Raw genomic sequence first — 17096 nt, forward strand, 5'->3', positions numbered from 1 at the left:
CGGATCACGGCCTGCCCTCCGCCAGTGCGCGTGCGATCTCGGCGTGATCGCTGAACGCCGTCCTGCGGCCGGCGCTCTCCTGGGTGCGCTCGTGTCCCTTGCCTGCGATCAGCACGATATCGCCATCGCCAGCCTCGTCTATCGCCACGCGTATGGCCTCGGCGCGATCGACGACGACCTCGGCCGCCTCGGGCGTGCGCATGCCGGCCAGGATCTCGCTGGCGATGACGGCTGCGTCTTCATCGCGCGGATTGTCGGCGGTGACGATCACACGCTCGGCGTCGCGCTCGGCAATCGCGCCCATCACCGGCCGCTTGCTGCGATCGCGCCCACCGCCGCAGCCGAACACCACCAGGATGCGGCGCGGCGCGAGTTCACGCAAAGTGGCCAGGATCGCGGCGAGGCTGTCGGGCGTATGGGCGTAGTCGACGAATATGCGCGCGCCGCTCGCGCTGCGGCCGCACTCCTCGGCGCGGCCGCTGACACCGCGCAGCAGCGGCAGCACGTTGGCGACCGCGCGCGCTTCGTAATCGCAGGCCAGCAACAGGCCACACACCACCAGCAGGTTGTCGACATTGAAGCGCCCCGCCAGGCGGCTGGCGATGCGTTTGCGCCAGCCGTCGATGTCCAGCGTGAACTGCATGCCGGTGCTGGCCGCCACCACGCCGTCGGCGCGCAGCCGCGCGCTGGCGCCGCGCGACGAACACGTCCACAGGCTGCGCGCGGCGGGGCGCGTGAGCGCGATCTGCGCGCCTAGCGCGTCGTCGATGTTGATGACCATCGCCTGCAGGTCGGGATGCGCGAACAGGCGGCGCTTGGCTGAGCCATAGGTGTCGACGTCGACGTGGTAGTCGAGATGATCGTGGCCGAGATTGGTGAAGGCGCCGGCCCGGATCTTGAGGCCGCCGAGGCGTTGCTGCGCGAGCGCGTGGGACGAGGCCTCCAGCGCCACCACGCGGCAACCGCGCTCACGACTCGCGGCCAGCCAACGGTTGATGGTGATGATGTCGGGCGTGGTGTTGGCGAGCGGCTGCAGTTGATGCAAAGCGCCGGCGCCCAGCGTGCCGATGTAGGCCGCCGCGTCGCCCATGAGCTCCACCGCCTGCGCGACGAGATGCGCGACCGTGGTCTTGCCGTTGGTGCCCGTGACCGCGCACAGCTCGAGCGCCGCCGACGGCGTGTCGAAGAAGCGGTTGGCGATGGCGCCGAGCTGTTGGCGCAGTTCGGCGCTGTGGATCAGCGGCACGTCGGGGCGCAGATCCTCGAGCGGACGCTCGGCGATCACCGCGATGGCGCCGCGTGCGATGGCCTCGGCGGCGTAGCGGGCGCCGTCTTCCTTGTGACCGGCGAGCGCGATGAAGCAGCTGCCTGGCCGCACTTCGCGGCTGTCCAGCGTGATGTCCTCGACGTGCCGATCGAGCGTGCGCGGCACCGTTGCGATGTCCTGCAAGAGGGTCGCCAGCGTGACGCCGTGGGCGAGCTTGCTGGCCATCATTGCGTGGACTCCGCGGCGCGATCGCCATCATGGCCGGTCGCCAGCCACACCGCTTCGGGCGTGGCCTGCACCGGCTGGTCGGGCGGAATGTTCAGGATGCGCACGGCGTCGCGCATCACGCTGGCAAACACCGGCGCCGCGACCTTGCCACCGAAATACACGCCGCGCTGCGGCTCGTCGATGATCACCACCGCCACCAGGCGCGGGTTTTCCGCCGGGATCATGCCGGCGAACAGCGAGCGATAGCGATGTTCGGCATAGCCGGAACTGATCGACTTGTGCACCGTGCCGGTCTTGCCCGCCACCGAGTAACCAGGCACCGCCGCCAGCGCGCCCGTGCCCTTGGTGATCACACGCGTCAGCATGCGCCGGATCTCCTGCGCGGTGTTGGCGCTGATGATGCGCTTGCGCGGCTCGGGTTCGGACAGCTTGACGATGCTCAGGGGCTGCATCCAGCCGTCGTTGGCCAGCACCGTGTAAGCGCGCGCGAGTTGCGCGGCGGTCACCGACAGGCCATAGCCGAAGGCCAGCGTGGCATGCTCGATCTCGCTCCAGTTGCGATATTCGTTGAGGCGACCGTAGCCTTCGCCCGGCAGCGCGATTTCCGAAATCGAACCGAAGCCAAAATCGCGGAACGCCTTCCACAGCACTTCGGGTTCCAGCGACAGGGCGACCTTGCTGGCGCCGACGTTGCTCGAATTCTGGATGATGCCGCCGAGATCGAGCACACCGTAGTTCTTGATGTCGCGCACGGTGTCCTTGCCGATCTTGAAGCGGCCCGGCGACGTATCAATTTGCGACTCCGGCTTGTATTGGCCGCTCTCGAGCGCCGCCGCCAACGTGAAGGGCTTCAAGGTCGAGCCCGGCTCGAACAAGTCGGTCACGGCGCGGTTGCGGTAGCGCTCGCTGTTCAAGTTGTCGCGATTATTGGGATTGAAGGACGGCTGGTTGACCAGCGCCAGCACTTCGCCGCTGTGCGGATCGACCACCACCATCATGCCGGCGCGCGCTTCGTTCTGTTGCACAGCAATCTTCAGCGCGCGGTAGGCGGCGTACTGGATGCGCTGATCGATGCTCAGGTACACGTCGCGGCCGGGACGCGTGGCGCGCAGACGTTCGACGTCCTCGACCACGCGACCGATGCGGTCCTTGATCACGCGCCGCTGACCGGGCTCGCCCTTGAGAATGTGGTCGTAGGAAAGCTCGACGCCCTCCTGGCCTTGATCGTCGACATTGGTGAAGCCGAGGATGTGCGCCGCCACCTCGCCCGCCGGGTAATAGCGACGCTGCTCTTCCTGCAGGTTGAGGCCCGCGATTTCCAGGCGCTTGAGCGCATCGCCCTCGTCGGGTGTGAGATGGCGCTGCAGGTAGACGAACTTCTTGTCGAGGCGCGGCATGATCAGCGTCTCGAGCTGGTCGAAGGGAATGCCGAGGATCTTGGCGAGCTTCGGCCACTTGTCCTTGGCCTCGACGAAGCGGCGTGGTTGTACCCACGCCGACTGCGTGGGCGTGCTGATCGCGAGCGGCTCGCCGTTGCGGTCGAGGATCATGCCGCGATTGGCATCGATGCGCTCCACGCGCAGGTAACGCGCGTCGCCATGGTTCTGCAGGAACTCGCGCTTGTTGACCTGCAGATCGATGGCGCGCCACGACAGCACGGCGGCGCCCAGTACGAACAGCGCCACCACGATGCGTCGGCGCAGCTTGAGTTCGCGACGGCTTTCGTTGCGCGCGCTCATTGCAGCTCCACCACCTGCGCTGGCGATGGCACCACCATGCCGAGCTTGTCGTTGGAGATCTGCTCGACGCGCAGTTCGGCGCCCCAGGTGGCCTGCTCCAGCAACAGCTGGCCCCATTCCTGGTCCAGCCCCTGCTTCACTTCGTGCAGGTTCTGCAGTTCCACGAACAAGCGACGGCTCTGGTGCCGGCACAACACCAGTTCAACCGCCGAAGCGAAGGTGAGGAGCCCGATGATGATGGCGACCACCAGGGATTTCATGCGACCCGCTCCAACACGCGCAGGCGGGCGCTGCGCGCACGCGGGTTGGCGGCGAGTTCGCTGGCGCCAGCTTGCACCGACTTGCGCATCAGCAGCCGAAAGCGCGGTGCATCACCGTCGCCAGCGTTGCGCGCCTCGGCATCGAGTTCGCGGAAGCGATGCTTGATGTAGCGGTCCTCGAGCGAATGAAAGGCGATGACCAGCACGCGCCCGCCGCGCTTGACCAGGCCGAGCGCGATCGCCAGCGCACGCTCGATCTCGCCCATTTCATCGTTGATGAAGATGCGCAGGGCCTGGAAGCTGCGCGTGGCGTTGTCGATGCGCCCGCCATGATGGGGAAAGCAGGCGTGGATGAGCTTGGCCAGTTCCAGCGTCGTCGTCAGCGGCGCGCGTCGACGTGCTTCCACCACGCGCTTGGCGATCAGGCGCGAACGGCGTTCATCACCGTAACGAAACAGAACATCGGCAATCTCGCTTTCACTGGCGTTCGCCAGCCATTCGGCGGCGCTCGGTGAAGTGCGCGGATCCATGCGCATGTCGAGCGGACCATCCTGGCGAAAGCTGAAGCCGCGGCTGGCGTCGTCGACCTGCGGAGAAGAAATGCCGAGGTCGAACAGCACGCCGTCGACGTCGCGCGCGCCACACTCGGCCAGCGAAGAGAACGCGGCGTGCACGACGCTCACGCGTGCGTCCCCGGCAGCGAGTTCGCGCGCGCAGGCGATGGCCTCGGGATCGCGATCGAAAACGATGAGCCGGCCGTGCGGGCCGAGGCGTTCGAGCAGGGCACGGCTGTGACCACCGCGCCCGAACGTCGCATCGATATAGGTGCCGTCGGGCTGAACGTGCATGAACTCGAGCACTTCATGCAGCAACACCGGGATGTGGGCGGATGATGCAGTCACTCACAGCGACAGAGATTCCAGGCCGGCGGAGGTCGCGGCATCGCTGCCATCGGCGACGTCGCGCAGCCACTTGTCGCGCTCGGCGGCCCAGGTCGCGGCGTCCCAGATCTCGAGCTTGTTGCCTTGACCGAGCAGCGCCACCTGCTTGTCGATACGAGCGATTTCGCGCAGCTGCGGCGGCAACAGCACGCGTCCCTGGGCGTCGCACGCGCACTCGGTGGCGTAACCGCGCATGATCTGCTTGGTGCGACGGCTCTGACGGTCGAAATCCGACAGGCCCGCGAGCTTGGTTTCGATCAAGAGCCATTCCGCGACGGGATATACCCACAGGGCGAGATCCCAGGGATTCAAAGTGATGACAAGCTCTTGACTCGGCAGGGTGGACAGCAGTTCACGCACGCGCGTGGGGACGGCTAAACGCCCCTTCGCATCGACGCTGATTGTGCTTTGCCCACGGAACATCGAGACGACGGGGACTTGCTGCGGACCATCGCGGGACAGGGCGGGCACGCCCATGCAATCCCGGCATGGTGTTCACGGCAGATCCACTTTTCCCCACTATTTACCACCAGGCGGCACTATAAGGAGGGCGGCGGAAAACTGTCAAGCAAAACGGCCCCGCCGGATGGGCGATTCTCTCTTTACTTACAGTAACTTAGGTCGAGGCGCCAAAAGTGCCGACAGGGCTCGAAAGCCTGTGGGAAAACGCTTCGGTAAATCATCCAGATAAGTTTCCAAGCTCACCTGAAATATCACGATCGGGGCGAGCCTGACGGGCAGGAGGAGAAGAGCAAGTCGGCCTGTAAGCCGGGTTCTGTGTTGCTGCGAAGCAGCACGGTGATCATTCATCTGGGACGCATGTCGCCATACGCCTCAAGCGACCTACCCGGGAACTGGTGCGGACCACACTTCACCGCTTGCGCGGCACGTTCCCCTATTTGGTCTTGCTCCGGATGGGGTTTACCCTGCCACCGGTTTTCGCCGGCGCGGTGCGCTCTTACCGCACCATTTCACCCTTACCCCGCGTTGCCGCGTGGCGGTATATTTTCTGTGGCACTTTCCGTGGGCTCACGCCCCCCAGGCGTTACCTGGCATCCCGTCCTGCGGAGCCCGGACTTTCCTCTATCGCCCCGCAGCGGCCGATGAGGGCCGATGCCAACGACAGCGATCACCCGGCCGACTTGCTGGGCGCAGTGTGGGAGTTCGAGCCGACGAATTCAATCGCTCAGGCGTCGTCGGCCGCCGAAACGCGCAGCGAAGCCTGGTAGACCTGGTTGCGCGGCCGCCCCGACAGGGCTGTGACGATGCGCACCGCCGCACGGCGGTCGGTCTCGGCCAGCGTGATTTTCAGCAGGCGCTCGAGTTCGGCGTCGTCCGCACCCTGCTCGACTGCGTTGCCCGCCACCATCACCACGAATTCTCCACGCGAGGCGTCGGCGTCGCTCGCCATGCGCGCCCCGATGTCGGCCAGGGCGCCGCGGTAGAGGGTTTCGAAGCGCTTGGTCAATTCGCGGGCCACCACCGCTTCTCGTTGGTCGCCGAAGGCGTCGGCCATGGCCAGCACACTGGCGACGATGCGATGCGGCGCCTCGTAGAACACCAGGGTGCGCGGGTCGCCGGAGAGGGACTCGAGACGCGTCTGTCGCGCCGCGGCCTGGCTGGGCAGAAAACCTTCGAAGCTGAAGCGCGCGGTAGGCAGACCGGCGATGCTGAGCGCGGCGGCGATGGCGCAGGGGCCGGGCACGGTGTGCACCGGCAGGCCGGCGGCCACGGCGCTGCGCACGAAGGCATAGCCGGGGTCGGAGATCAGCGGGGTGCCGGCATCGGAGATCAGGGCGCAGGCTTGTCCGGCTGCGGCCAGGCGCGTGAGCAATTGCTCGCTCATGTGCACTTCGTTGTGGTCGTGCAAGGCGCTCACCGGCGTGTTGATGCCGAAGTGATCGAGCAGACGGCGACTGTGGCGCGTGTCCTCGCAGAAGATCACATCGACAGCGGCCAGCGTCGCGGCGGCGCGCGCCGAAAAATCGCCGAGATTGCCTATCGGTGTCGCCACGACATAGACGCCGGGCCGTTCAATTGACACGTCCACGGCGGGCAAAGATACTGCCTTGGTGATCCGCTCCGCGCTCATTTCCACCCTGCTTCCCCTGCGCTTTGTACTGGTCGGTGTGGCCGCGCTCATTACATGCGCGTGTACCTCGCAAGGCAATGTGCAGGAACAAACACCGGCACCCGCGCCCGATCCGCTGGCCGCCGCCGAACGCTTGTTGAATCGTGGCGACTATGCCGGCGCGGCCGCGGCCTTCGCCGTGCAGGCGCCCCAGCTTTCCGGCGCCGAGGCGGCGCACGCCAACGCGCTGGCCAGCCTTGCCTACCAGGATGCCGGCGACGCGGCCCAAGCCGCGACCGCGCTGACAGCCCTGTCGGCGGGTGGCGAATCGTCCGCCCCCTTGGCAATGCTCGCGCAGGCGCGGGCGCAACTCGAGGGCGGTCATGCCGACGTGGCGCTGGCGCTCGCCAGCAAAGTTCAAAGCGCGAGCTTGTCGCCCTACGCGCGTGGCGTGCAGAGCCGCGTGATCGCGGCCGCCGCGGCCAGCCTGGCTGATTTCCCGACCGCCGCCGCGGCCGGCATCCAGTCGCTTCAATATCCTTATCCGCCCGCGCAACAGGCCGCTCTGACCCAGGCCACCTGGGCCGCCGTCAGCCAACTGCCGGCGGCCAGGCTCACGGAGCAGTTGGCGGCTACGGCCGCGGAGCCCGTCGCCAACGGCTGGTATGCCCTGGCCGCCATCAACCAGCAATCGGCCTTCGACGCCGAGGGCATGCGCCAGAAACTCGCCGAGTGGCAACAGCGCCACGCCGGCCACGTTGCGACGCCGCTGCTCGATGGTCTGCTGGAACGCGCCACCGCGGCTGGCGCGCGCCCCACGCGCGTGGCCCTGGTCCTGCCTTTCGATGAAACGCTCGGGGGCGCGGCGCGCGCCGTGCGAGACGGCTTCATGACTGCCTGGTTCAACGACACCAACACCACCGCGCGGCCCGCCGTCAGCGTCTACGCGAACTCGGGTGACGACATCCTCAAGGACTATCAGCGCGCGGTCAGCGACGGCGCCGAATTCATCGTCGGTCCGTTGCAAAAGAACCTGGTCGAGCGCCTCAAGACCCTGCCTGAAATGCCGGTCGGCGTGTTGGCCTTGAACGTGGTCGAGAACAAGCCGGGCGCGGTCGGTGCGCGCCCGGGTTTCTACCAGTTCGGGCTCACGCCCGAGGACGAAGCCAGCCAGGTCGCGCGCCGCGCTTACAGCGAAGGCGGCCGCGCGCTGATCATCGCCCCGAACTCCGCGTGGGGCGCGCGGCTGAGCGGCGCCTACAACAAGGCCTGGCAGGATCTCGGCGGCTCGGTGCTGGCGCAGATCTCCTATTCCGACTCGGCGGACGCCTATCCGAGCGCCGTCCGCCGCGCGCTCAATATCGACATGAGCGAGGCGCGTGCCGCGGCGCTGCGCCGCAAGCTCGGCATGCCGCTGCATTCCGAAGCGCGCATTCGCGCCGACGTAAGTGCGATCCTGCTGGCGGCCTTCCCCAACAACGCGCGCCAGCTGCTGCCGCAGCTACGCTACTTCGGCGCCGATTCCATCCCGGTGTACGCGACCTCGACGGTCTTCAACGGCAACACCCGCACCAACGATGTCGATCTGAATGGACTGGTGTTCGGCGACATGCCGTGGCTGTTCGGCACGGTCGATGCCGACTCCTACCAGCTCGTGCGTCGCAGCTGGCCGGGCCCCGCGCAAACCTATACGCGGCTCTACGGCTTCGGCATCGATGCCTATCGCATCCTGCCCTTCCTGTCGCGCATGCGCGCGCGTCCAACCATGCGCGTGCCGGGCGTGACCGGCGACCTGTGGATGGACGGCGACGGTGTCCTCCATCGCAACATGTCGTGGATAAAGTTCGTCGACGGCGTGCCCCGGGCGATCGGTGAGACCGGTACGGTTGGCGTCAACTGAAGCCCGCGCGACCACGCCGCGCCCGCGTCGCGGCGAGCGCTGGGAACGTCACGCGGAAACGCAACTGGTGGCGCAAGGCCTCACCTGCGTGGCGCGCAATCACAGCTGCCGCGGCGGCGAAATCGACCTCGTCATGCTGGCCGACGACTCGCTGGTGTTCGTCGAGGTACGCTACCGACGTGGCGCAAGCCACGGCAGCGCCGTAGAGAGCATCGATGCGCGCAAACAGCGGCGCCTGATTCGCGCCGCCGAGGATTTTCTGATGCGCCACCCGCAATTTGCGAACCATGCCTGTCGTTTCGATGTCATGGCTATGTATGGTGACGCCAGCCACCCGCAATGCGACTGGATTGCGGGGGCGTTTTCTGCATAATGCCTGCGCGCCGTGCCTTCTTCACCTTGAGACCAGCTCTAGCAGGAACAGCCGCACCGTGGATCCGATTGAACGCATCAAGTCGACTTTCGATGAAAGCATCGCCGTCAAACAGCGTTGCCGCGATGAACTGCCGGCGCTGATCGCCGCCGCCGCCGCCGCCATCGCCGATGCGATCATGAACAACGGCAAGGTGCTGACCTGCGGTAACGGCGGCTCCGCCGGCGACGCCCAGCACTTCTCGTCAGAGATGTTGAACCGCTTCGAACGGGAACGCCCGGGTCTCGCCGCGTTTGCATTGACGACCGATGCCTCGACCGTCACCTCGATCGCCAACGACTACCAGTTCGCCGACATCTTTGCCCGACAGATCCGTGCGCTGGGCCATCCCGGCGACATCCTGCTGGCGTTCTCCACCAGTGGCAATTCACACAACATCCTCAACGCCATCGACGCGGCCCATGATCGCGAAATGCGCGTGATCCTGGTCAGCGGCAAGGATGGCGGACAGGCCGCCGCCAGTCTGGACGACGGCGACATCGAGATCCGCATACCGAGTTTCTCCACTGCCCGCGTGCAGGAGTCGACGCTTGCCGTGATCCATTGCCTTTGTGATTTGGTTGACTGCCATCTGCTTGGCCAGGAGTCTTGAATGAAAGCCACGAGATTATTGAACGCTGCTGCTCTCGCACGCCTCGCCACGGCGGCGCTGGTGGCCGCTTCACTCAGCGGTTGCATCGGCGTGGTGCTGGGCGGCGCGGCGGGTGGCGCGTCGGTGGTGAACGATCCGCGCACCGCCGGCTCACTTGTCGAAGATGAAAGCATCGAACTGAAGGCCGGCAACCTGTTGCGCGGAGACAAGGAGCTCGCCCAGCAGACCCATATCAATGTCACCAGCTACAACCAGATTGTCCTGGTGTCCGGCGAAGCGCCCACCGAAGACATGCGCACGCGCGTGTTCGATCTCGTCAAGGGCATCGAGAAAGTGCGCACCGCGCACAACGAAGTGACGATTGCCGCGCCGAGCCCGGTCAGTTCGCGCACCACCGACAGCTGGCTGACCACCAGCGTCAAAGCCAAGATCGTCGGCGCCAAGGAACTGAACGCCATCAAGATCAAGGTCGTGACCGAAGCCGGCACGGTCTACCTGATGGGCTTGGTGAAACAGGACGAAGGAGATCTCGCCGCGCAACTCGCCAGCCAGACCGCCGGTGTGCAGCGGGTGGTCAAACTGTTCGAGTACCAGTAAGGAAGCGAGACAGACCGGCCGCGCGCGCACCGGCGCGCAGGCAAGGTCGTTACTTGACGACGGTCAGGTGCGGCGGCTTGCCGCCGGGTCGGGTCGGCGGCGGCCCTTCGCCATCGACTGGCACGGCCGTCGGCGTGGCTTCGTCGACCGCATCCCCGAGAAAAATCCCCTGCCCGTTCTCGCGGGCGTAGATGGCCTGCACCGCCGCGACCGGCACGTCGATGTCGTGCGGCGTGCCACCGAAGCGCGCACTGAAGCTGATGCGCTCGTTACCGAGCAGCAGGTGCTTGACCGCGGTAGGCGAGACATTCAACACGATCACGCCCTTGTCGACGAACTGGCGCGGTACGCGCGTGTGATCGTCCCTGACTTCAACCAGCAGGTGCGGCGTGCACTGGTTGTCGACTATCCATTCGTACAGTGCCCGGATCAGGTAGGGACGCGTAGAAGTCATGGCAGGCTGATTGCTCACGGTCGTGAGTGTCGGGCAGATGTCAGCGGATTTCCTGCTCGACCGGCGACAGGCTGATCTGGAAGGCGCGCCGGTCGAAGAGCTTGTCCGCGTATTTCAACAGGGGCTTGGCCTGCGGCGTGAGCTTCACACCATAGCGCGGCAGACGCCACAACAGCGGCGCCATGCATAAATCGACCAATGAAAATTCGGGCGACATGAAATACGGGAACTGGCCAAACAACGGCGAGATGGCCATCAGGTTGTCGCGCATGGTCTTGCGCGCGTTGGCCGCGGCGATCTCGTTGTCGCCCTCCAGATCGCTGGCCAATGAATACAGATCGCGCACGATGCGATAGCGCAATTGGCGATTGTTGGCCCTTGATACCGGGTCGACCGGCATCAAGGGCGGGTGCGGATAACGTTCGTCCAGGTACTCGAGCATGATCTGGGCGTCGTAGAGCACCAGATCACGATCGATCAGCGTCAGCAAGTTGTGGTAGGGATTGAGGTCGTTGAGATCCTCGGGCTTGCTGTCCTCGTCGATGAAATGGATCTCGACATTGATGTCCTTCTCCATCAGCACGAGGCGCACACTGTGCCCCAGCGGATCGGCGGCGTCTGCATAAAGCGTCATGACCGACCGCCGATTTGCCAGTGCGGTCATATCAATGAACATCCTTCCAGTATTCCTTCTTCAGGAGATAGGTCGAGATGAACAATACGAACAGGAACGCCAGCACCCAGAAGCCAATCTTGTAGCGCACGAGCTTGGCCGGCTCGCCGAGGTAGACCATGAAGCTGACCAGGTCGCGCACCGTGGCCGCGTACTCCTCGGGCGACTGCGTGCCGGGCATGGCCAGTTCCAAGGTCGGACCAGCGTGGCCGGCATGGCCTTCACCGTGGGCCGCTTCGCCCTCGGCGGCGGGCTTCAACACCTGTACGCCCTGCAGGCGCGACAGCACCGCCGGCATCGCCGTGGTCGGGAAATACAGGTTGTTGACGCCGGTCGGGCGCTTGTCATCCTTGTAAAATCCCATCAGGAACGAATACAGCCAGTCGGCGCCACGGGCGCGGGCGATGACCGACAGATCCGGCGGCGGCACGCCGAACCACTGTTCGCCATCGGCCGGCTTCATGGCCACCTGCATGACGTCGCCGATCTTGTCGGTCGTGAACATCAGGTTCTTTTCGACCACTTCCTTTGGCAGGCCGAGGTCGTCGACCAGGCGGCTGTAGCGCATGAAGCTCGCCGAATGGCAGCTCAGGCAGTAGTTCACGAAGGTCCGCGCGCCACGCTGCAGGTTCGGTTTGCTGTCCAGATTGACATGGGCTTCCAGCAAGGCCGGACCGCCCTCGCTGGCCGACACCAGGCCGGCCCAGCCCATCAAGCACAAGGCGAAGATGAAGGTTTTCATCAGTGCGTCACCCTTTCCGGTACCGGCTTGGTCTTGTCCCATTTCGTGTAGAGCGGCATCAGCGCGAAGAACAGGAAATAGACGACCGTGAAGATCTGCGCGGTCAGCGTACGCCCCGGCGTCGGCGGCAGGATGCCGAGATAGCCGAGCACCACGAACGCCACCACGAAGATTGCGAGCGCCGACTTGTAGATCCCGCCGCGGTAGCGAATCGACTTGACCGGGCTGCGGTCCAACCACGGCAGCAGGAAGAACACCATGGTGCCGAGGCCCATGAAGATCACACCCCACAGCTTGGCGTCCACCCCGAAGAACGGATAGGTGTTGGCACGCAGGATCGAATAGAACGGCGTGAAGTACCACACCGGCGCGATGTGCAGCGGCGTCTTCAGCGGGTCGGCCGGGATGAAGTTGTTGGCTTCAAGGAAGTAGCCGCCCATCTCCGGCGCGAAGAACACCACGCTGGCGAAGAACATGAGGAACACCACGACGCCGACCGAATCCTTGACCGTGTAGTAAGGATGGAAGGGGATGCCGTCCAGCGGCTTGCCGTCCTTGTCCTTGAGCTTCTTGATCTCGACGCCGTCAGGGTTGTTCGAGCCGACTTCGTGCAGCGCGATGATGTGCAGCACCACGAGGCCCGCAATCGCGAACGGCAGCGCGATGACATGGAAGGAGAAGAAGCGGTTCAAAGTGGTGTCGGAAATCACGTAGTCGCCGCGGATCAACTCGGCCAGTTGCTCGCCGACCACCGGAATGGCGCCGAACAACGACGTGATGACCTGCGCGCCCCAGAATGACATCTGGCCCCACGGCAGGAGGTAGCCGAAAAAGGCTTCCGCCATCAGCGACAGGTAGATGAACATGCCCAGGATCCAGATCAGCTCGCGCGGCTGTTTATACGAGCCGTACAAGAGGCCGCGGAACATGTGCATGTAGACCACGATGAAGAAGAACGAAGCGCCGGTCGAATGCATGTAGCGAATCAACCAGCCCCACTCGACATCGCGCATGATGTACTCGACGGAGGCAAAGGCCAGCGTCGCGTCCGGCTTGTAGTTCATCACCAGCCAGATGCCGGTCACGATCTGGATGACCAGCACCACCAGCGACAGCACGCCGAAGTAGTACCAGAAATTGAAGTTCTTGGGCGCGTAGTAGGCGCCCATGTGGTCGTTCCACAACGACATGAGCGGGAAACGGTCATCGACCCAGTCGCGCAGGCCCGTGAGGCCCTTGGTAATAAAACTCATGCCGAGCCTCCATCGCTTTCGCCGATCAGGATGCGGGTGTCGCTGAGGTACTTGTACGGAGGCACCGTCATGTTGGTCGGCGCCGGCACGCCGGCGAAGACGCGTCCCGCGAGGTCGAACTTCGAACCATGGCAGGGGCAGAAGTAGCCGCCTTTCCAGTCCGCGCCGGTGTCGGCGTCGGGCAGCGGGCGGAACGACGGCGAGCAACCGAGATGCGTGCACACGCCAACCAACACCAGGAACTCGGGCTTGGACGAGCGCCAGGGATTGGCCGCGAATTCCGGTTGCTCGGATTTCTGCGATTCCGGATCGCCGAGAACAGGTCCATCGGAGGCCTTCAGCGCCTCGACCTGCTCGGGCGTACGACGCAGCACCCACACGGGCTTGCCACGCCACTTGAAGGTCACCTGCTGGCTAGGCTCGATGATGCTGATGTCGGCTTCAACCGGCGCGCCGATGGCCTTGGCCCGCGCGCTGGGTTGGAACGACGCGATGAATGGTACCGCTGCGGTTGCCGCACCGATGCCGCCTATGACGACGGCGGTGCCGGTGAGAAAGCGGCGTCGATCCAGATCGACAGCAGTCTCGCTCATGCTACAAGGTCTCCTGCAATGTGATGGTCATGCCGATGTGGGCGCGTGGATGAACCCGCGCATGCTTCGACACAGATACCGGTGACGTCCCCTCGCCCCCGATCGTCAGCCACTCGAGCAACATGCTTTTGCCACGCGGTTGGCGGCGGCGCGCACGACGTCGAGGCTCACGTCTGATGGCTGGCGAGTATAACACCAAAATCGTTGTGGGCAGGCGCGCGGGGCAGGCCCGCGAGCCGACTCGGGCGAGCGATATTCAGGCCAGTGCCTTGGTCAGCGCGGCAATGAAAATCGCGTTCTCGCGCGCGGTGCCGACGGTCACCCTGAGGCAGTCCGCGAGCAGTTGATGGGCGCCGGATACATTCTTGATCAACACGCCCTGGGTGCGCAGCGATTCGAACACCGCGGTCGCACGGCCGGCCGGGGTGCGGAACAGGATGAAGTTGGTGGCGCTCGGCCACACCCGTATGCCGTTGACGTCGGACAAGGCGGCGTAGAGGTCAGCGCGCGCCTCGTTGATGAGCGCGATCTGGCGCTCGAAGTCCGCCAGGTGTTCGAGCGCGAACTGCGCGCCGACCTGGGTCAGGGTGTTGATGTTGTACGGCATGCGCAGGCGTTCGAGCACCTCTATCCACGGCGCCGGCCCGAACAGCGCGCCGAGCCGCAGGCCGGCGAGGCCGATCTTGGACAAGGTATGCATCACCACCAGGTTGTCATGGTCGGCCACTTCCTTGACGCGCGTACCGTTGGCGAAGCGGTAATAGGCTTCGTCCAGCACCACCAGGCCCGGCGCCGCCGCGCAGATCGCGTCCAGCCCGTCGATGTCGATGCGATTGGCGGTGGGATTGTTGGGGCTGGCGAGAAACACCAGCGCCGGCTGCGTGCGCGTGATGGCCTCGAGCACGGCCTCGACGTCGAGGGAGAAAATCCTCGGCGTTGAGCGGCACGCCGACGAAGTCCAGGCCCAGGGACTGGGCGGCGATGCGATATACCGCGAAGCTCGGCTCGGGGCTCAGTACCGTCGCGCCGGGCATGCCGGCCACCGCCAGGCATAAGAGGTGGATGAGTTCGTCGGAGCCGTTGCCGAGGATCATGCCGACGCTGTCGGCCAGGTCCAGGCTCGCGCGCCAGGTGGCCTTGAGGGCGCTGGAATGGGGATCGGGATAGCGATTGAGTTCAGTGCGCGCGATGGCGTCATTCCATTGCTCGCGCAGCGTGGCGGGCAAGGGAAATGGATTCTCCATGGCGTCGAGCTTGATGAGGCCGCTCGCGTCGGCCACGTGGTAGGGCGTCAGTTCCCGCACCCAGGGTGATACGAAACGCGCGATGCGGGAGTCGATGCTCATGATCCAGGTACTCGGTATTCCGCCGAACGCGCATGGGCCACCAAGCCCTCGCCGCGCGCCAGGGTGCTGGCCACCTTGCCGAGCTGGGCGGCACCGGCCGCCGAGACTTCGATGACCGAGGAACGCTTCTGGAAATCGTAAACGCCCAAGGGCGAGGAGAAGCGTGCGCTGCCGGCGGTGGGCAGCACGTGATTGGGCCCGGCGCAATAATCGCCGAGGGCCTCGGCGGTATAGCGGCCGAGGAAGATCGCGCCGGCGTGGCGGATCTCCGGCAACCAGCGGCGCGGCTCGGCAATCGACAGCTCGAGGTGCTCGGGCGCGATGCGATTGACGAGCGCCACGGCTTGCGCGATGTCGGCGACCTTGATCAGCGCGCCGCGCGCGCCCAGGGCCTGGCGGATGATGTCGGCACGCGGCATGCCTTCCAGCAGCCGCGCCACGCTCGCCGCCACCGCGTCGAGATAGGCCGCATCCGGACACAGGAGTATCGACTGCGCCTGCTCGTCGTGCTCGGCCTGGGAAAAGAGATCCATCGCAATCCAGTCGGGCGAGGTCGCGCCATCGCACACGACGAGGATCTCGGACGGCCCGGCGATCATGTCGATGCCGACGCGTCCGAACACCATGGACTTGGCGGTCGCGACATAGATATTGCCGGGCCCGACTATTTTGTCGACCGCCGGCACGGTGGCGGTGCCGTGGGCGAGCGCCGCGATGGCCTGCGCGCCGCCGATGGTGAACAGGCGATCGACGCCCGCGATCGCGGCCGCCGCCAGCACCACCGGTTCCAGCGCATCGTCCGGCGCCGGCACCACCATCACCACTTCCTGGACGCCCGCGACCTTGGCCGGAATGGCATTCATCAACACCGAGGACGGATAGGCGGCCTTGCCGCCGGGCACGTAGATGCCGACCCGGTCGAGCGCACGCAGCTGCTGGCCGAGCACCGTGCCGTCGGCTTCGCGGTATTCCCAGGACTCGGCCTTCTGGTGCTCGTGGTAGCTGCGCACGCGCGCCGCGGCGACGCGCAAGGCCTCGGCGAGTTCGGGCGCGATGCCGGCGCCACGGGCAGCGAAATCCTTGAGTTCCAGTTCACGCGCATGCGTGACCGCGCGCCGGTCGAAGCGGTTGGTGTACTCGACGAGCGCGTCATCGCCGCGACGCCGCACGTCGCTGACGATGCCGCGCACGGTCTCCACCACCTCGGGGCGGGTGTCGTCGTCCCACGCCAGCAAGGCCTCGAGTTCGGCGTCGAAGCCGGGCGTGGCGGCGTCGAGCCGGCGCATCGGGCAGGACTCAGCCATCGTTCACCACCGCACGCAAGGCCGCGATGATGGCGCTGACGCGCTTGTGCTTGGTCTTCATGGCGGCCTTGTTGACGATCAGGCGCGAGCTTATCTCGCAGATGGTTTCGAACTCGACCAGGCCGTTGGCCTTGAGGGTGTTGCCGGTATCGACGAGGTCGACGATACGGTCCGCGAGTCCGACCAGCGGTGCGAGTTCCATCGAGCCGTAGAGCTTGATGACCTCGGCCTGCACGCCGAGCCGCGCATAGTATTCGCGCGCCACCTTGGAATACTTGGTGGCGACCCGCGTGCGGCCATCCACCAGCGTCGCCTGCGGCGGGCCGGCCACCGCCAGGCGGCACTGGGCGATCTTGAGATCGAGCGGCTCGTAATAATCGCTGCCTTCGTACTCCATGAGCACGTCCTTGCCGGCGATGCCGAGATCGGCCGCGCCGTATTCCACGTAGGTCGGCACGTCGGTAGCGCGGATCACCAGCAGGCGCACGCCGGGCGCGGTGGTATCCAGCACCAGCTTGCGCGACTTGTCCGGGTCGTCGGTGGGCGTGATGCCGATGCGCGCCAAGAGCGGCATGGCCTGTTCGAAGATCCGGCCCTTGGAGACCGCGAGCATCACCTCGTCCGGATTGGAATTGAATGTATTGCCCATGTTCGCAAAGGACTCAGCAGGAAGAGGACGCGGGCGCCGGCTTGCGCCGCGGCC

At 65.5% G+C, this 17096-nt stretch carries 17 protein-coding genes, 1 other RNA gene and 1 pseudogene; 4 read left to right on the forward strand and 15 right to left on the reverse strand.

Translation table 11 applies throughout. The features are described from left to right. Nucleotides 1-4: 4 nt before the first annotated feature. The 7 genes from IPM80_12210 to rsmI all read right to left on the reverse strand — a co-directional run bounded on the left by IPM80_12210 (nucleotide 5) and on the right by rsmI (nucleotide 6527). Entirely contained in the window at nucleotides 5-1495 is a 1491-nt protein-coding gene (locus IPM80_12210) for a UDP-N-acetylmuramoyl-L-alanyl-D-glutamate--2,6-diaminopimelate ligase (GenBank protein ID MBK8959173.1), read from the reverse strand. Then, nucleotides 1492-3234, reverse strand: a complete 1743-nt coding sequence (locus IPM80_12215) for a penicillin-binding protein 2 (GenBank protein ID MBK8959174.1) — start codon at nucleotides 3232-3234, stop codon at nucleotides 1492-1494. Before IPM80_12215 ends, IPM80_12210 begins: the two co-directional genes overlap by 4 nt. Further along, nucleotides 3231-3494 carry a cell division protein FtsL gene (gene ftsL, locus IPM80_12220; protein MBK8959175.1) on the reverse strand — a complete coding sequence of 88 codons (264 nt, stop codon included), beginning with the start codon at nucleotides 3492-3494 and terminating at the stop codon, nucleotides 3231-3233. Before ftsL ends, IPM80_12215 begins: the two co-directional genes overlap by 4 nt. After that, entirely contained in the window at nucleotides 3491-4342 is an 852-nt protein-coding gene (gene rsmH, locus IPM80_12225; GenBank protein MBK8959176.1) for a 16S rRNA (cytosine(1402)-N(4))-methyltransferase RsmH, read from the reverse strand. The genes ftsL and rsmH overlap by 4 nt, the downstream gene beginning before the upstream one ends. Nucleotides 4343-4396: 54 nt before the next feature. Beyond that, nucleotides 4397-4912, reverse strand: coding sequence for a division/cell wall cluster transcriptional repressor MraZ (gene mraZ / locus IPM80_12230; GenBank protein MBK8959177.1), 516 nt, complete (start codon nucleotides 4910-4912; stop codon nucleotides 4397-4399). 271 nt (nucleotides 4913-5183) lie between these two features. Then, nucleotides 5184-5580: RNase P RNA component class A (gene rnpB, locus IPM80_12235), an RNA gene on the reverse strand. Between the two features lie 41 nt (nucleotides 5581-5621). Then, a complete protein-coding gene (gene rsmI / locus IPM80_12240) occupies nucleotides 5622-6527 on the reverse strand; it encodes a 16S rRNA (cytidine(1402)-2'-O)-methyltransferase (GenBank protein ID MBK8959178.1) in 906 nt (301 codons plus the stop codon). Here rsmI and IPM80_12245 point away from each other — a divergent pair. From IPM80_12245 to IPM80_12260, 4 genes are read left to right on the forward strand one after another with little or no spacing between them, the layout of a single operon-like run. Further along, nucleotides 6505-8406, forward strand: coding sequence for a penicillin-binding protein activator (locus IPM80_12245; GenBank protein MBK8959179.1), 1902 nt, complete (start codon nucleotides 6505-6507; stop codon nucleotides 8404-8406). The genes rsmI and IPM80_12245 overlap by 23 nt on opposite strands. Continuing rightward, a complete protein-coding gene (locus IPM80_12250; protein ID MBK8959180.1) occupies nucleotides 8393-8779 on the forward strand; it encodes a YraN family protein in 387 nt (128 codons plus the stop codon). Before IPM80_12245 ends, IPM80_12250 begins: the two co-directional genes overlap by 14 nt. Further along, entirely contained in the window at nucleotides 8724-9431 is a 708-nt protein-coding gene (locus tag IPM80_12255) for a phosphoheptose isomerase (protein ID MBK8959181.1), read from the forward strand. The genes IPM80_12250 and IPM80_12255 overlap by 56 nt, the downstream gene beginning before the upstream one ends. Next, on the forward strand, nucleotides 9432-10028 hold the full coding sequence (locus IPM80_12260) for a BON domain-containing protein (protein ID MBK8959182.1): 597 nt from the start codon (nucleotides 9432-9434) through the stop codon (nucleotides 10026-10028). It begins immediately after the preceding gene. 49 nt (nucleotides 10029-10077) lie between these two features. Here the strand turns inward: IPM80_12260 and IPM80_12265 are convergent, their stop codons facing one another. The 8 genes and pseudogenes from IPM80_12265 to IPM80_12300 form a co-directional block, all read right to left on the reverse strand. Then, a complete protein-coding gene (locus tag IPM80_12265; GenBank protein ID MBK8959183.1) occupies nucleotides 10078-10482 on the reverse strand; it encodes a ClpXP protease specificity-enhancing factor in 405 nt (134 codons plus the stop codon). A 40-nt stretch (nucleotides 10483-10522) separates the two neighbouring features. Continuing rightward, on the reverse strand, nucleotides 10523-11146 hold the full coding sequence (locus IPM80_12270; protein MBK8959184.1) for a glutathione S-transferase N-terminal domain-containing protein: 624 nt from the start codon (nucleotides 11144-11146) through the stop codon (nucleotides 10523-10525). A gap of 1 nt (nucleotide 11147) precedes the next feature. Continuing rightward, nucleotides 11148-11897 carry a cytochrome c1 gene (locus tag IPM80_12275; GenBank protein MBK8959185.1) on the reverse strand — a complete coding sequence of 250 codons (750 nt, stop codon included), beginning with the start codon at nucleotides 11895-11897 and terminating at the stop codon, nucleotides 11148-11150. Further along, entirely contained in the window at nucleotides 11897-13150 is a 1254-nt protein-coding gene (locus IPM80_12280) for a cytochrome bc complex cytochrome b subunit (GenBank protein ID MBK8959186.1), read from the reverse strand. Before IPM80_12280 ends, IPM80_12275 begins: the two co-directional genes overlap by 1 nt. Beyond that, nucleotides 13147-13743 carry a ubiquinol-cytochrome c reductase iron-sulfur subunit gene (petA, locus tag IPM80_12285; protein ID MBK8959187.1) on the reverse strand — a complete coding sequence of 199 codons (597 nt, stop codon included), beginning with the start codon at nucleotides 13741-13743 and terminating at the stop codon, nucleotides 13147-13149. The genes IPM80_12280 and petA overlap by 4 nt, the downstream gene beginning before the upstream one ends. A gap of 256 nt (nucleotides 13744-13999) precedes the next feature. Next, a pseudogene (locus tag IPM80_12290) lies at nucleotides 14000-15089 on the reverse strand (histidinol-phosphate transaminase). Continuing rightward, the gene (hisD, locus tag IPM80_12295) at nucleotides 15086-16393 is read right to left on the reverse strand and encodes a histidinol dehydrogenase (protein MBK8959188.1); all 1308 of its coding nucleotides are present in this window, start codon (nucleotides 16391-16393) and stop codon (nucleotides 15086-15088) included. Before hisD ends, IPM80_12290 begins: the two are co-directional and overlap by 4 nt. Beyond that, entirely contained in the window at nucleotides 16386-17042 is a 657-nt protein-coding gene (locus tag IPM80_12300; protein MBK8959189.1) for an ATP phosphoribosyltransferase, read from the reverse strand. The genes hisD and IPM80_12300 overlap by 8 nt, the downstream gene beginning before the upstream one ends. Nucleotides 17043-17096 lie beyond the last annotated feature (54 nt).

Source organism: Pseudomonadota bacterium (assembly GCA_016719885.1).
Classification (GTDB): domain Bacteria; phylum Pseudomonadota; class Gammaproteobacteria.

Bases quoted from the DNA above. Each gene is read 5' to 3' on its own strand.
- IPM80_12280 (MBK8959186.1), bottom strand. From the start codon at position 13,150: ATGAGTTTTATTACCAAGGGCCTCACGGGCCTGCGCGACTGGGTCGAT.
- rsmH (MBK8959176.1), bottom strand. From the start codon at position 4,342: ATGCACGTTCAGCCCGACGGCACCTATATCGATGCGACGTTCGGGCGC.
- IPM80_12265 (MBK8959183.1), bottom strand. From the start codon at position 10,482: ATGACTTCTACGCGTCCCTACCTGATCCGGGCACTGTACGAATGGATA.
- IPM80_12275 (MBK8959185.1), bottom strand. From the start codon at position 11,897: ATGAAAACCTTCATCTTCGCCTTGTGCTTGATGGGCTGGGCCGGCCTG.
- IPM80_12300 (MBK8959189.1), bottom strand. From the start codon at position 17,042: ATGGGCAATACATTCAATTCCAATCCGGACGAGGTGATGCTCGCGGTC.
- petA (MBK8959187.1), bottom strand. From the start codon at position 13,743: ATGAGCGAGACTGCTGTCGATCTGGATCGACGCCGCTTTCTCACCGGC.
- IPM80_12270 (MBK8959184.1), bottom strand. From the start codon at position 11,146: ATGACCGCACTGGCAAATCGGCGGTCGGTCATGACGCTTTATGCAGAC.
- ftsL (MBK8959175.1), bottom strand. From the start codon at position 3,494: ATGAAATCCCTGGTGGTCGCCATCATCATCGGGCTCCTCACCTTCGCT.
- IPM80_12210 (MBK8959173.1), bottom strand. From the start codon at position 1,495: ATGATGGCCAGCAAGCTCGCCCACGGCGTCACGCTGGCGACCCTCTTG.
- IPM80_12260 (MBK8959182.1), top strand. From the start codon at position 9,432: ATGAAAGCCACGAGATTATTGAACGCTGCTGCTCTCGCACGCCTCGCC.
- IPM80_12255 (MBK8959181.1), top strand. From the start codon at position 8,724: ATGGTGACGCCAGCCACCCGCAATGCGACTGGATTGCGGGGGCGTTTT.
- IPM80_12215 (MBK8959174.1), bottom strand. From the start codon at position 3,234: ATGAGCGCGCGCAACGAAAGCCGTCGCGAACTCAAGCTGCGCCGACGC.
- rsmI (MBK8959178.1), bottom strand. From the start codon at position 6,527: ATGAGCGCGGAGCGGATCACCAAGGCAGTATCTTTGCCCGCCGTGGAC.
- hisD (MBK8959188.1), bottom strand. From the start codon at position 16,393: ATGGCTGAGTCCTGCCCGATGCGCCGGCTCGACGCCGCCACGCCCGGC.
- mraZ (MBK8959177.1), bottom strand. From the start codon at position 4,912: ATGGGCGTGCCCGCCCTGTCCCGCGATGGTCCGCAGCAAGTCCCCGTC.